The following is a 13,532-nucleotide window of genomic DNA, read 5'->3' as shown; positions in this document are numbered from 1 at the left end:
TCATTTAGAACGCGCGTCATGAGCCTCCAAAAATCCCTGAAAGAACGTTTTTTCCACGCCCTCGGCTTTGAAATTCTGGCCATTGCCATCTGCGCGCCGCTCGGCACCTGGCTCCTCGGTTATTCGCTGGCGCACATGGGCCTGCTGACCCTGATGGTTTCGCTGATGGCGATGAGCTGGAACATGCTGTTCAACGTCCTGTTTGACCGGGCGCAGCGCCGCATGGGCTTTCAGCGCACCCTGGCGGCGCGTGCCGTGCATGCCGTGCTGTTTGAAATCGGCCTGATCATCGCGGTGGTTCCGCTGGCGGCCTGGTGGCTGGACATCGGCCTGTGGGAAGCCTTTGTACTGGACATTGCGATCGTGCTGTTCTTCCTGCCCTATACCTTCTGCTTTAACTGGGCTTACGACCATGTCCGCTCACGGGTGGTGGCGCGCCACGCGCGCAAAGCCCAGATGGCCAGCCGTACGGCCGGCGGGCAGCAGCCGGCGCCCGCGCTGCTTTGTGCAGCGCCCGCCGGCAAGTGTCTTACTTCATCTGCACAGAGCCCGACACGATGACCAATACCGTGCTCTTGCCGGCTTCCACAGGCACTGATGCATCGGCCATTTCGGCCTTGGCCGACATTGCCATCATGCGGGGACGCGGTGGAGAGCCCTGGTCGTTGGCATTCACCGAGACTTCGCGCAGCGAGTAGCCGGCAAAACCAAAACTGCGCGCCACCTCGCTGGCTTTGGCCTTGAAACGCTCAATCGCGAGCGCCTGTGCCTCGCCCTCGACTTTGGCGCGCTGCTCCCGGCTCAATGCAAAACTGACGTTGCCCATGGTCAGGGTCTGGATCTTGCCCGCCGTGCTGGTGATGCGCGGGAAGTCCTTGCCTTCCAGCACCAGTTCGGTGGAGCCCTGCCAGCCATTGATCTTGCCGTCTTTGCCATAGCGCGGATACAGGCTGAAATTCCCGGTGCGCACGTCCATCTGTCCGGGCACTGCCGCCTGCTTGGCCTGGGTCAGCGCGGTCTCAAGCGCCTGCCTGAGCTGGCTTTGCACGACGCCTGCGTCAACACCGTCACGGGTTGTGGTCAATGAAATCGACAACAGGTCCTGCTGCACCTCCACCGAGCCGCTGACCGATAACTGGGCCACGTTCTGCAGGGATTCGTGGAAGTTGGTCTGGGCCATGGCATGGCTACCCAGCACTGCGCCTGCCAACAGGACACACAAAGCGATCGATTTTGGAGCTCGCATCAGAATTACCTTTCGGGGTGGTGAATTTCAGCCGCTTCTGGCTAAAAAAGACAAGCGTGAAATGGAGGGGAAAATCGCGGTGAACATCCGGAACGCTGCAAATCAAGCAGCCTGTTCACCGCAAGTAACCAGGCGCATTCGCCCGGTATTGCTCTTGCAAAGGCCCGCCAGCGCGGTGCCCGGGGAGCGGCCGATTATTTTTACATGTGTTTTTTCAATCGAATGTAGGCGCATTGCCATAGTCAACACGCACACTTGCATGTGGCCGCAACTTTTGTAACAGTGTGTCAAACCGACTGAAAAATGCGACATCCCGCCTTTTCAGCCTTCAAAATGGCTCTGTTACAAATTACCAGATGACTATGACCCAAGCTCAACCCAACGCCCGTGCCGACAAAATCCTGATCCTTGATGACGATGCCCGCATTCGCGATCTACTGCGCCGCTACCTGGCCCAGGAAGGTTTTGAGGTCATCCTCGCCGAAGACAGCAAAGCGCTGAACCGCATCATGCTGCGCGACGCCGTCGACCTGATCGTCCTGGATTTGATGATGCCCGGCGAAGACGGCCTTTCCATCTGCCGCCGCCTGCGCGCCGCCAATGACCGTACGCCCATCATCATGCTGACCGCCAAAGGTGAGGACGTGGACCGCATTGTCGGCCTGGAGGTCGGCGCCGACGATTACCTGGCAAAACCGTTCAATCCCCGTGAATTGCTCGCCCGCATCCACGCCGTGCTGCGCCGCCGGCCGACGGCCGAAGTGCCGGGTGCGCCGTCCAGCGACCAGGAAGTGATTACCTTTGGGCCGTTTTCCTTCGATATGGGCTTGCGCACCCTGCACAAGAACGGCGAAGAGCTGCCGCTGACCACCGGCGAATTCGCCATGCTGAAAACCCTGGTGCGCCACCCGCGGCAGCCGCTGTCCCGCGAAAAACTGGCACAACTGGCACGCGGGCGCGAATTCGAGCCCTTTGACCGCAGCCTGGACGTGCAGGTATCGCGTTTGCGCAAACTGATCGAAGTGGACGCAGCGGTGCCCCGCTACATTCAGACGGTCTGGGGTATTGGCTACGTGTTTGTGCCGGACGGCACGAACTAGCCCCCACGCTTTTCACTGCGCCTTCGGCTTCGTGTAATGCGCTGCCCCCGAGGGGGCCGCCCGCCTGCAGTCCGGCAAAGCCGGCCCTGCGGCTCATGCTGGTAAAAACATGTGCTCCCACTGTGCCCGCTGGAATTTTTCAACCCAGCATGAGCCGCGGAACTGGCTTTGCCAGGCCGCAGGCGGGCGGCCCCCTCGGGGGGCAGGGAGCCACACGAAGTGAGCGACCGTGGGGGCCTGTATGGCGCGCCAGCAACAGGCGGCAACAGCTTGCCTGCCGCTGCCCAGCTGTATCGTGCTAACGTCCATTTTTCGCCCGCGCTTTGCGGTATGCACTGATCTCCTATGGACGCTACCAACCCAGTTCCCCTCGAAACCGCCCCGGCCCCGCTGGAAATGCGCCCGCGCAGGGGTTTCAGCCTGTTCTGGCGGACCTTCTTTTTCCTGGCGCTACTGCTGTTCGGCTCCATCGTTGCCTGGCTGCAGACCTTCCGGGCACTCGAATCCGAGCCGCGGGCCATCCAGAGTGCGCAGCAACTGGCCTCGCTGGTCAACCTCAGCCGCGCCGCGCTCCGCTATTCCGACTCCATCGCCCGCGTATCGCTGATCAAGACCCTGGCGGACGAGGAGCGCGTACGCATCACGCCGCGCGAGCCCAAGGACAAGTACGAGCTTTTTGAAAGCGATGAACTCGGTGAACGCACGGCCGAAGAGCTGAAGACACGGCTGGGTGCCGGCACTGTGGTGGCCAGCAGCGTCAACGGCCAGAAGGGCCTGTGGGTGGGCTTTACTATCGACGGCGATGCGTACTGGCTGCTCACTGACCCCTCCAAGATCGGGCCCTCACGCAACAGCACCTGGATCATCTGGCTCATCACGGCTGCAGCGCTGTCGCTGGCCGGGGCAGCCTTTATCGCACGCCTGATCAACCGGCCGCTCAAGCAGCTGTCGTTCGCGGCCAGCCGAATGCGGGACGGCGACTTCGATGCCAGCCTGCTCGATGAAAAAGTGGCGACCAGCGAAATCCGTGAGGTCAACATCGGCTTTAACCGCATGGCCGAGCAGCTGTCCAAAATCGAGCAGGACCGGGTCATCATGCTGGCGGGGATTTCCCATGACCTGCGCACCCCGCTGGCCCGGCTGCGCCTGGAAACCGAGATGAGCGTCACCGACATGGATGCGCGCGAGCACATGGCCGCAGACATCACCCAGCTGGACGCCATCATCGACAAATTCCTCGACTATGCCCGGCCCGAGCCACCGCGGCTGGAACGGGTTTCACTCAATGCGGTAGTCGATGCCGCCGTGTACGCCATCGCCGACTATGAAGACATGCGGGTCACCGTCACCATCCCGGACGATATGGCCGTGCTGGCCGACGAGGTCGAGCTGTCGCGCGTGATTTCAAACCTGCTTGAAAATGCCAGGCGCTACGGCAAGACGCCCGAAACCGGCATTGCCTTGGTTGATATTGCGGCCAAAGGCCGTGACCAGTGGGTGCTGATCAAGGTACGGGATCACGGCATGGGCGTGGCGCCCGAAACCTTGTCCAAGCTCACCCGCCCGTTTTTCCGGGGAGACGCCGCACGCACCGCCGCCACCGGCGCGGGCCTGGGTCTCGCGATTGTCGAAAAGACGATTCACCGCATGGGCGGCGTGTTTGGCCTGGCCAACACAGGCTCCGGCGGGCTCGCCGCGCATATCAAGCTGCGCAGGAGCTGATTCCCCCTGCGGACGGTTGCCCGGCTCCGCAGCCGGCCTCAAAGGGAAATCACCTCTCCGACCAGGCAGGCCGTGCGCGAGAAGCTATCAAAACGATAGCACTAGAAAAGCAGAACAACAGCCCGGGCTTCCATGCTCAGGCCCTGTCCTACCGGGCCGAGCTTTTCGGCGGTCTTGGCCTTGACGTTCACCTGTCCCACTTCCAGCGCCAGCACTTCTGCGATGCGTGTCCGCATTGCCGCAATGTAAGGCGCAAGTTTGGGCGCCTGCGCAATGACCGTGCTGTCGATGTTGCCGATCTTGTGGCCGCGCTCTGCCAGCAAGCGCCCGACCTCTGCCAGCAAGAGGGTCGAATCAGCGCCCTTGAAGCGCGCGTCGGTGTCCGGAAAATGCGAGCCGATGTCGCCCAGCCCGGCAGCGCCCAGCAACGCATCGGTGATTGCGTGCAACAGCACATCGGCGTCCGAATGGCCAAGCAAGCCGACGGTATGGGGAATGTCCACACCACCGATGATGAGCTTGCGCCCAGGCACCAACGCGTGGGTGTCCCAGCCTTCACCGATTCGAAAGTTCAAGGTGGTCATCGTCGGGCCTTGCGTGAATGGAATTGCGTGATTGAGTAGCAGCCATGAGCTATTTTCTGCGCCGCTCGAGAATAGCTTCCGCTAGCGCGAAATCCTCCGGATAGGTCACTTTGAAGTTCTGCGCACTCCCACTGACCAGCCGGGGAGAAAGCCCTGCCGCCTCCATGGCACTGGATTCATCCGTGACAGCGTCTCCGGCGCGCTCCAGCGCATCGATCAGCGCGCCGATACGAAACATTTGCGGCGTTTGCGCCAGCCATTTGTCGCTACGGTCCACAGTGGCGGCCACGCGGCCGTCCCGTTCGGTTTTAAGCGTGTCCGGCAGCTTTTGAGCCAGCAGGCCGCCCACGGAATCATTGCGGCATTCATGGATCAGGGCCTTGATCTGCCCGGCTGTGACCAGGCAGCGCGCCGCATCGTGCACCAGCACCCAGTCGGTCAGGGCCGCGCCGCCGGGTTTCCGCGCCACCATCGCTTTGAGGCCGTTCAGCACCGTGGCCGCACGGGTCAGTCCGCCACCAACCGACAGGGTTTCGTTCGCGTTGCCGAAATCGGGAAACACCTTCAAAAAATCGTCATCCGACGGGGAAATGACCACCCACAAACCGGTGAAAGTGCCTGGAAGCGCCCGAAAAGCCTCTACGGTATGGCGGACCATAGGGATGCCGTCAATCATCTGGTATTGCTTGGCTTGAGGGGTTCCGGCCCGGCTACCTTGCCCCGCACAGGGAATCAGCACAAAAAAACGGGGTTCGGAACGGTTATTGGCAGGGCTTGTCGTCATAACTTCATCATAGATTCTAAAATCGATGCTTGAACGCATGCAGGCACCCCACTCCGGATGGTTTGGGGTGTCTGGCTTTTGTCGTTTGGATTTTGGCCTTTCCTGCCTTCCTCTTTCCTGATTGTTTGAAACGACACACTCGCCAGCGCACCGATCAATGCACCTACCCTCACTCGTCACCGGCAAACGCTACACCCTGCCCCAGCCCGCCGGTTCTGCCGATGCCCTGCTGCTGGCACGTCTGGGCACCCGCGAAAAAGCCGCCGGCAAGCTCACCGCCATCATCACGTCGGACGCCACCACGGCCCAGCGCCTGATGGACGAGATCACGTTTTTTGCACCTGACCTGCGCTGCGCGCTGTTCCCGGACTGGGAAACCCTGCCCTACGACACCTTCTCGCCGCACCAGGATTTGATCAGCGAGCGCCTGGCCACGCTGTGGCGAATCCAGCAGCGCGACAAGGAAACTGGCGCCGACGTCGTCATCGTGCCCGCTACTACGGCGCTATATCGCCTGGCGCCGCCCAGCTTTCTGGCGGGCTACACCTTCCAGTTCAAGGTCAAACAAAAGCTCGATGAAACGCGGCTCAAGGCCCAGCTCACGCTGGCGGGCTACAGCCACGTGACGCAAGTAGTCAGCCCCGGCGAATACGCGGTGCGCGGCGGTTTGATTGACCTCTTCCCCATGGGCAGCCCTGTGCCTTACCGCGTCGATCTGTTTGACGACGAGATCGACAGCATCCGCACCTTTGACCCTGACAGCCAGCGCAGCCTCTATCCCGTGCCCGAGGTGCGCCTCTTGCCTGGACGCGAATTCCCGATGGACGACGAGGCGCGTGCCCGGTTCCGCAGCCGCTGGCGCGAACTACTCGACGGGGACCCAACCAAGAGCCGCATCTACAAAGACATGGGCAACGGCGTAGCCACCGCCGGCATCGAGTACTACCTGCCGCTCTTCTTTGAAGAAACCGCCACCGTGTTTGACTACCTGGGCGGCAATGCCACCGTGGTGCTGCACGGTGACCTGGAGCCGGCCTTCCAGCGTTTCTGGCAAGACACCAAGGACCGATACCGGCTGGTGCGTGATGCACCCGACCGCCCGGCGCTGCCGCCCGAGTCGCTCTTCCTGGGCACCGAGCAGTTCTACGCGCGCGCCAACGACTACGCGCAACTGGCCATACGCGCCACGGTCGAAGACGTGGCCGACAACGCGCAGTTTCAAAAGCTGGGCGAAATGGCCGTGGTGCGTGGCGCCGAAGATCCGCTGGCCAAATTCAAGGGCCACGTACGCAACACGGCCCACCGGGTGCTGGTGCTGGCCGAAAGCGAGGGCCGGCGCGAAAGCCTGCTGGACTTCCTGCGCGCGAGCAGCGTCAGCCCGCCGGCGTTTGATTCCCTCGAAGACTTCCAGGCCAGCGACGAAAAGCTCGGCATCGCCACCGCGGCGCTGAACACCGGTTTCAGCTGGCTGGAAGAAGGCATCGACTTCATCACCGAGACCGAGCTGTTTGCCGCGGGCGCCACCGTGCGCCGCCGCAACAAAAAGCAGGAACAGGTCAGCGACGTTGAAGCACTGATCAAGGACCTGTCGGAGCTCAACGTGGGCGATCCGGTGGTGCACAGCGCCCACGGCATTGGCCGCTACCGCGGCCTCATCAACATGGACCTGGGCCAGGGCACCAATGCCGACGGCACGCCGCTGCTGCAGGAGTTTTTGCACCTCGAGTATGCCGACAGCGCCACACTGTATGTGCCCGTCAGCCAGCTGCACCTGATCAGCCGCTACACCGGCGTCAGCGCCGAAGAAGCCCCGCTGCACAGGCTGGGCAGCGGCCAGTGGGAAAAAGCCAAGCGCAAGGCCGCTGAGCAGATCCGCGACTCGGCCGCCGAGCTGCTCAACATCTACGCCCGCCGCGCCGCGCGCGAAGGCCATGCTTTCCGCTATTCGCCCGGCGACTACGAAACTTTCGCCAACGACTTCGGCTTTGAAGAGACCGCCGACCAGCGCGCCGCCATCCACGCCGTGATCCAGGACATGATCAGCCCGCGGCCCATGGACAGGCTGGTCTGCGGCGACGTGGGTTTCGGCAAGACCGAGGTCGCGCTGCGTGCCGCCTTCATCGCCGTGACCGGCGGGCGGCAGGTGGCCCTGCTGGCGCCCACCACCTTGCTGGCCGAGCAGCACTACCAGACGCTGGTGGACCGCTTTGCCAAATGGCCGGTCAAGATCGCCGAGATGAGCCGCTTCCGCTCGGGCAAAGAGATTACCGCCGCCATCAAGGGCCTGGCCGACGGCACGGTCGACATCGTTGTCGGCACGCACAAGCTGCTGAGCCAGGACGTGAAGTTCGAGCGCCTGGGCCTGCTGATCATCGATGAAGAGCACCGCTTTGGCGTGCGCCACAAAGAAGCCATGAAGGCCATGCGCGCCGAGGTTGACGTGCTGACGCTGACGGCCACGCCGATCCCGCGCACGCTGGGCATGGCGCTTGAAGGCCTGCGCGATCTGAGCGTGATCGCCACCGCGCCGCAGCGCCGCCTGGCCATCAAGACCTTTGTGCGCAGCGAAAACAACGGCGTGATCCGCGAAGCCGTGCTGCGCGAGTTGAAACGCGGCGGTCAGGTCTACTTTCTGCACAACGAGGTCGAGACCATCCAGAACCGGCGCGAAAAGCTCGAAGAGATATTGCCCGAAGCGCGCATTGCTGTGGCGCACGGCCAGATGCCCGAGCGCGAGCTGGAGCGCGTGATGAAAGACTTCATCGCCCAGCGCTACAACCTGCTGCTGTGCTCGACCATCATCGAAACCGGCATCGACGTGCCGACCGCCAACACCATCGTGATGAGCCGCGCCGACAAGTTCGGCCTGGCACAGCTGCACCAGCTGCGCGGTCGCGTGGGCCGAAGCCACCACCAGGCCTATGCCTATTTGATGGTTCCCGACATCGAGGGCCTGACCAAGCAGGCAGGCCAGCGGCTCGAAGCCATCCAGCAGATGGAGGAACTCGGATCGGGCTTTTACCTGGCAATGCACGACCTGGAAATCCGCGGCACCGGCGAAGTGCTGGGCGAAAACCAGAGCGGCAACATGCTCGAGGTGGGCTTTCAGCTCTACAACGAGATGCTGAGCGAAGCCGTGGCCTCACTCAAGGCCGGGCGCGAGCCCGACCTGCTGTCGCCGCTCAGCGTGACGACCGAAATCAACCTGCACGCCCCGGCCCTGCTGCCCAACGACTATTGCGGCGACGTGCACCTGCGCCTGTCTTTCTACAAAAAACTGGCCACGGCGAAGAACACCGACCAGATCGACGCGCTGCTGGAGGAAATCGTCGACCGCTTCGGCAAGCTGCCGCCGCAGGCACAGACACTCATCGACGTGCACCGCCTGCGCGTGATCGCCCGGCCTTATGGCGTGGTCAAGGTCGATGCCGCGCCCGGCGGCATCAACATCACCTTCAAGAAAGACCCGCCCATCGATTCGATGGCCATCATGCACCTCATCCAGAAGAACCGGCACATCAAGTTGGCCGGCAACGACAAGCTGCGTATCGAGCGCGAGCTCCCCGAACCCAAAGACCGCGCGCAAATGGTGCGCGACATCCTGCGCTCTCTCGGTCAACCCAAAACCCCCTCCACCACAGAAGCAACGCCCGCATGACCCCCGCTGAAATCTCCCCCGGCCTCGTCGTCAACGTCTCTACGCCAGACCTCAAGCTCAGCAATTTCAGGCTGATCGCCTTTGACATGGATTCCACGCTCATCAATATCGAGTGTGTGGACGAAATCGCCGACGCTGCGGGCCGCAAGGCCGAGGTGGCAGCCATCACCGAAGCCGCCATGCGCGGCGAGATCACCGACTACAAGGAGAGCCTGCGCCAGCGCGTGGCCCTGCTCAAGGGCGTGAGCGTGGCCAGCATGGACGAGGTCTACCGCGAGCGACTGAAACTCAACCCCGGCGCGGCCGAACTGGTGCAGACCTGCAAGAAAGCCGGCATGAAAGTGCTGCTGGTCAGCGGCGGCTTCACCTTTTTTACCGACCGCGTGCGTGACGAACTCGGCATCGACTACACGCGCTCCAACGTGCTGGAGGTGAAAGACGGCTTTCTCACTGGGAAGATGGTCGACCAGCCCTGGGGCGACATCTGCGACGGCGAAGAGAAGCGCAAGATGCTGCTCGAGACCTGCGGCAATCTGGGCATCAACCCGCTTGAGGCGATCGCCATGGGCGACGGCGCCAACGACCTGCCCATGATGGGCGTGGCCGGCCTCTCGGTGGCCTATCACGCCAAGCCGCGCGTACGCGAGCAGGCCATGGTGGCCATCAATGAAGGCGGCCTGGACCGGATGCTGGAGCTCTTCAGCTGAAGCCCTGGTGTTGCCGGCATCACAGCCGGCGCATCAATCACTCCGAAATAAGTCAACGATCCCACAGCCATAACACCTTATAAGCAGACACCTGAACCAAAGACAAACGACATCCATGGTTTTTTTCAAACGATTCGAAAGCCAGCTTCCCGCCTACCCTGACGCCGACCCTTCCTTGCCGCCCAAGGGTTTCATGGCTTTTCTGTGGGCCTGCACCGAAGGCGCGCGCGGCTACATCCTGCAGCTGGCGCTGCTCTCGGCGGTGATGGCGGTTTTTGAGGCTTTGCTGTTCGCCATGCTGGGCCGCATCGTCGACTGGCTGGGCGCGACGGCGCCCGCCAACCTGTGGGTCGAGCACGGCAACACACTGGGCTGGCTCGCCTTCATCGTGGTGGCCAGCATCGCCGCCGTCGCGCTGCAGACCACCGTGAAGCACCAGACGCTGGCCATCAACTTCCCGATGCGGCTGCGTTGGAACTTTCACCGCCTGATGCTGGGGCAAAGCATGTCCTTCTACCAGGACGAATTCGCCGGCCGGCTGACCACCAAGGTCATGCAGACTGCACTGGCGGTGCGCGACACGCTCTTCGTGCTGGCCGACGTGCTGGTGGCCATGGGCGTCTATATCGCCACCATGACGGTGCTGGCCGCCGCGTTCGACACGAAACTGGTGGCGCCCTTCCTGGTCTGGCTGGCGCTCTATATCGCCAGCCTCTATTACTTCGTGCCGCGGCTGGGCCGCATTGGCAAGCAGCAGGCCGACGCCCGGTCGCTGATGACCGGCCGCATCACCGACGCCTACACCAACATCACCACCGTCAAGCTGTTCTCGCACACCCGGCGCGAGGCCGGCTTCGCGCGCGACGCCATGAGCGAGTTCATGAAGACCGGCTACACCCAGATGCGCCTTGTCAGCGCGTTCGAGATCGTCAACCACACGCTCAGCATGGGCCTGATCCTCGGCATGGCCGGCACGTCCTTATGGCTCTGGCACCTGGGCCAGGTCGGCGCGGGTGCGGTGGCCGCGGCCACTGCCATGGCACTGCGCCTGCAAGGCATGTCGCACTGGATCATGTGGGAGACCACCAGCCTCTTTGAAAGCGTGGGCACCGTGCAGGACGGTATCAACACGCTTTCGCGGCCGCACACCATCGTCGATGCGCCCGATGCGGCCGCGCTGGACGTGCCGCGCGGCGAGGTGCGCTTTGAAGCCGTGAACTTCAGCTACGGCAAGAACAAACCCGTGATCGACCAGCTGACACTGACCGTCAGGCCCGGTGAAAAAATCGGCCTGATCGGACGCTCGGGCGCCGGCAAATCGACGCTGGTCAACCTGCTGCTGCGGTTCTATGACCTCGACGGCGGGCGCATCCTGATCGACGGCCAGGACATCGCCACCGTGACGCAGGACAGCCTGCGCAGCCACATCGGCATGGTGACGCAAGACACCTCGCTACTGCACCGCTCGGTGCGCGACAACATCACCTACAGCCGCCCCGGCGCCACGGACGACGACATGCGCCTGGCCGCGCGGCGTGCCGAGGCCGACACCTTCATCGCCGACCTGACCGACCCGCACGGCCGCCACGGCTACGACGCCCACGTGGGTGAACGCGGCGTGAAGCTTTCAGGCGGGCAGCGCCAGCGCATCGCGATTGCGCGCGTGATGCTCAAGGACGCGCCCATCCTGCTGCTGGACGAAGCCACCAGCGCGCTCGACTCCGAAGTGGAAGTCGCCATTCAGAGCAGCCTCAACACTTTGATGCAGGGCAAGACGGTAATCGCCATCGCCCACCGCCTCTCAACCATCGCCGCCATGGACAGGCTGATCGTGCTGGACCAAGGGCGCATCGTCGAAGAAGGCGACCACCGCAGCCTGCTGGCCAACGGCGGCCTGTATGCACGGCTCTGGGCGCACCAAAGCGGTGGCTTCCTCAGCGACAACCTGGAAGAAGAAGAGCTGGCGGCTTGACGCTGCTGGCCGCGCCGGGTGCCGCGCCTCAGGTACTCATCTGGGGCGGGCACTCGTTTGCTATTGTTTTAATAGCTTCTCGCGCATGCACTGAAAGGGCTAGAGCCCGATTTTTCTTACGAAAAAGCCTCAAAATACCTGAACCCGGGGCCTGCTGCACTCATGCCGGATTCAGGCTTTCTCGATCACCGGGCGCCCCGCCTGCACCGCAAACTGCGCCAGTGTTCGCACACCGCTGTCGGCGCGCGTCACGTCGCTCACCACACGCAAGGTGGTAGTGAGCTTGCGCGGGGTCAGTTCCACCACGCCGTAGCCCTTCCGTTCTGAGTCCGCAAACACGAAATGCGGATTTTCGGCGAGGTAGTCCGGAATTTTCGCGTTACCGGCTGAACGGGACGTGATACTGGTGCCGCAGAATTCGGTGCCCACGGACGGGCTGGAAGTATCCGCGTAGTCGGCCTTGATGTGGCCAACCCAGTTTTCATGCACATCGCCGCCCAGGATGACCGGGTTCGCAACGGCGTGCTTGCGCAGGGAGTCCGTGAACCGCATACGCGCCGCGGCATAACCGTCCCAGCCGTCGTTCCAGAAGACCTGCTCAGGCCCACGGCGAAAGTCCCGCTGGCCAAAAAGCGATTGCTGGCCGACCAGATTCCAGCCGCTCTCCTTGCTGGCGGCCCGGCTCCATTCAGCATCCAGCCAGCTTTCTTGCTGCGCCCCCAGCATGCTGCGGGCCGGATCTTTCCACGCAGCGCAAGTGGCGGGGTTCAGTGTGCCGGAGCCAGCTTTGCCGTCACGCGTGCAGGCCTGCGCATCTTTGTATTGGCGGGCGTCCAGCATGTAGAGCGAGGCCAGGCGGCCGTAGGGAACGCGCTGGTAAATGCGCATTTCTGCGCCGCTTGCCAGGCCGCCCACGGCCCGCGTCAGCGCCGAAGCGCGCACGGGCATGTGTTCATAAAACGCCTGGTAAGCGGCAGCGCGGCGGGCGGCAAAGTCCGGCGCCGGCGGCCCGCTGTTGCCGGGTGTGGCGCCCGCGTAGTCGTTTTGCACCTCGTGGTCATCCCACGTCACCAGCCAGGGGCAGGCTGCATGCATCGCTTGCAGGTCGGCGTCAACCTTGTGCATGGCATAGCGCTGGCGGTAGTCGTCCAGCGTGAGCACCCAACCGCCCGTGGGCACACGCACCGGCTGGCCGGCGTTGGGGTACTCGTAGATGTAGTCGCCCAGGAAGAGCACGAGATCAAGCTCTTCTGCAAGCATATGGCGGTAGGCGCTGTAGTAGCCGTGTTCCCAGCGTTGGCAAGAGGCATAGGCCAGCCGCAGCCGCCCCACAGCGGCATCGGGTGCCGGAAAGGTGCGGGTGCGGCCGGTGGCGCTTAACGCATCGCCCACCGCAAAGCGGTAGAAATACCAGCGGTCGGCTTCCAGGCCCTGCACTTCCACATGCACCGAGTGGGCCAGACCGGGTACGGCATGGGTCTGGCCGGCTTGCACGATGCGCGAAAAATGATCGTCGTGCGCAATCTCCCATCGCACGGCCACCGGCGCCGGCTGCAAGCGCATGGCCGCATCATTGTCCAGAAGCAGCCGCGTCCAGAGCACCACCGAGTCATGGGTGGGGGAGCCGCTGGCCACGCCCAGCGTGAAAGGATTGCCGGTCAGCCGTTGCTGGGCCGATGCCCTGGTTGGCAGGTAAAAACCAGCACCCGCCGCCGCCAGCGACTGAAGCAACCGGCGCCTGTGGATTACGGGAGTCATG

10 protein-coding genes are annotated in these 13,532 nt (G+C 63.1%); 6 read left to right on the top strand and 4 right to left on the bottom strand.

The features are described 5' to 3' along the window. The first annotated feature begins 18 nt into the window (after positions 1–18). Positions 19–561, top strand: a complete 543-nt coding sequence (locus AC1DU8_RS08410) for a multidrug/biocide efflux PACE transporter (RefSeq protein ID WP_457280541.1) — start codon at positions 19–21, stop codon at positions 559–561. On the opposite strand, the gene AC1DU8_RS08405 is transcribed toward AC1DU8_RS08410, so the two are convergent. Then, the gene (locus AC1DU8_RS08405) at positions 530–1,246 is read right to left on the bottom strand and encodes an SIMPL domain-containing protein (RefSeq protein WP_457280540.1); all 717 of its coding nucleotides are present in this window, start codon (positions 1,244–1,246) and stop codon (positions 530–532) included. The genes AC1DU8_RS08410 and AC1DU8_RS08405 overlap by 32 nt on opposite strands. A 362-nt stretch (positions 1,247–1,608) precedes the next feature. On the opposite strand from AC1DU8_RS08405, the gene ompR reads away from it, so the two are divergent. Further along, positions 1,609–2,346, top strand: a complete 738-nt coding sequence (gene ompR, locus AC1DU8_RS08400; RefSeq protein ID WP_007866319.1) for an osmolarity response regulator transcription factor OmpR — start codon at positions 1,609–1,611, stop codon at positions 2,344–2,346. Positions 2,347–2,691: 345 nt separating this feature from the next. Further along, entirely contained in the window at positions 2,692–4,068 is a 1,377-nt protein-coding gene (locus AC1DU8_RS08395; protein WP_457280539.1) for a sensor histidine kinase, read from the top strand. Positions 4,069–4,169: 101 nt separating this feature from the next. On the opposite strand, the gene ispF is transcribed toward AC1DU8_RS08395, so the two are convergent. Further along, a complete protein-coding gene (gene ispF, locus AC1DU8_RS08390; protein WP_477726624.1) occupies positions 4,170–4,652 on the bottom strand; it encodes a 2-C-methyl-D-erythritol 2,4-cyclodiphosphate synthase in 483 nt (160 codons plus the stop codon). A gap of 49 nt (positions 4,653–4,701) precedes the next feature. Next, a complete protein-coding gene (ispD, locus tag AC1DU8_RS08385; RefSeq protein ID WP_477665839.1) occupies positions 4,702–5,436 on the bottom strand; it encodes a 2-C-methyl-D-erythritol 4-phosphate cytidylyltransferase in 735 nt (244 codons plus the stop codon). A gap of 157 nt (positions 5,437–5,593) precedes the next feature. Between ispD and mfd the strand changes: the two genes are divergently transcribed. The 3 genes from mfd (at position 5,594) to AC1DU8_RS08370 (ending at position 11,773) form a co-directional block, all read left to right on the top strand. Then, entirely contained in the window at positions 5,594–9,094 is a 3,501-nt protein-coding gene (gene mfd, locus AC1DU8_RS08380; protein ID WP_477726623.1) for a transcription-repair coupling factor, read from the top strand. After that, positions 9,091–9,801 (top strand): phosphoserine phosphatase SerB, encoded by a 711-nt coding sequence (gene serB / locus AC1DU8_RS08375; RefSeq protein ID WP_457280535.1) that lies wholly within the window; start codon positions 9,091–9,093, stop codon positions 9,799–9,801. The genes mfd and serB overlap by 4 nt, the downstream gene beginning before the upstream one ends. A gap of 115 nt (positions 9,802–9,916) precedes the next feature. Then, positions 9,917–11,773 (top strand): ABC transporter ATP-binding protein, encoded by a 1,857-nt coding sequence (locus AC1DU8_RS08370; RefSeq protein ID WP_477665837.1) that lies wholly within the window; start codon positions 9,917–9,919, stop codon positions 11,771–11,773. 171 nt (positions 11,774–11,944) lie between these two features. Here AC1DU8_RS08370 and AC1DU8_RS08365 read toward each other — a convergent pair whose 3' ends face one another. After that, positions 11,945–13,531 carry an alkaline phosphatase D family protein gene (locus tag AC1DU8_RS08365; protein WP_477665836.1) on the bottom strand — a complete coding sequence of 529 codons (1,587 nt, stop codon included), beginning with the start codon at positions 13,529–13,531 and terminating at the stop codon, positions 11,945–11,947. Between the last annotated feature and the right edge of the window lies 1 nt (position 13,532).

This window comes from Polaromonas sp. P3_A5 (genome assembly GCF_056403055.1).
The sequence above is the reverse complement of the archived record's forward strand: the minus strand, read 5'-3'. Positions and strand labels throughout refer to the sequence as shown.

Coding starts and splice junctions, on each gene's coding strand:
- AC1DU8_RS08410 (WP_457280541.1), top strand. CDS start 19: ATGAGCCTCCAAAAATCCCTGAAAGAACGTTTTTTCCACGCCCTCGGC.
- AC1DU8_RS08405 (WP_457280540.1), bottom strand. CDS start 1,246: ATGCGAGCTCCAAAATCGATCGCTTTGTGTGTCCTGTTGGCAGGCGCA.
- ompR (WP_007866319.1), top strand. CDS start 1,609: ATGACCCAAGCTCAACCCAACGCCCGTGCCGACAAAATCCTGATCCTT.
- AC1DU8_RS08395 (WP_457280539.1), top strand. CDS start 2,692: ATGGACGCTACCAACCCAGTTCCCCTCGAAACCGCCCCGGCCCCGCTG.
- ispF (WP_477726624.1), bottom strand. CDS start 4,652: ATGACCACCTTGAACTTTCGAATCGGTGAAGGCTGGGACACCCACGCG.
- ispD (WP_477665839.1), bottom strand. CDS start 5,436: ATGACGACAAGCCCTGCCAATAACCGTTCCGAACCCCGTTTTTTTGTG.
- mfd (WP_477726623.1), top strand. CDS start 5,594: ATGCACCTACCCTCACTCGTCACCGGCAAACGCTACACCCTGCCCCAG.
- serB (WP_457280535.1), top strand. CDS start 9,091: ATGACCCCCGCTGAAATCTCCCCCGGCCTCGTCGTCAACGTCTCTACG.
- AC1DU8_RS08370 (WP_477665837.1), top strand. CDS start 9,917: ATGGTTTTTTTCAAACGATTCGAAAGCCAGCTTCCCGCCTACCCTGAC.
- AC1DU8_RS08365 (WP_477665836.1), bottom strand. CDS start 13,531: ATGACTCCCGTAATCCACAGGCGCCGGTTGCTTCAGTCGCTGGCGGCG.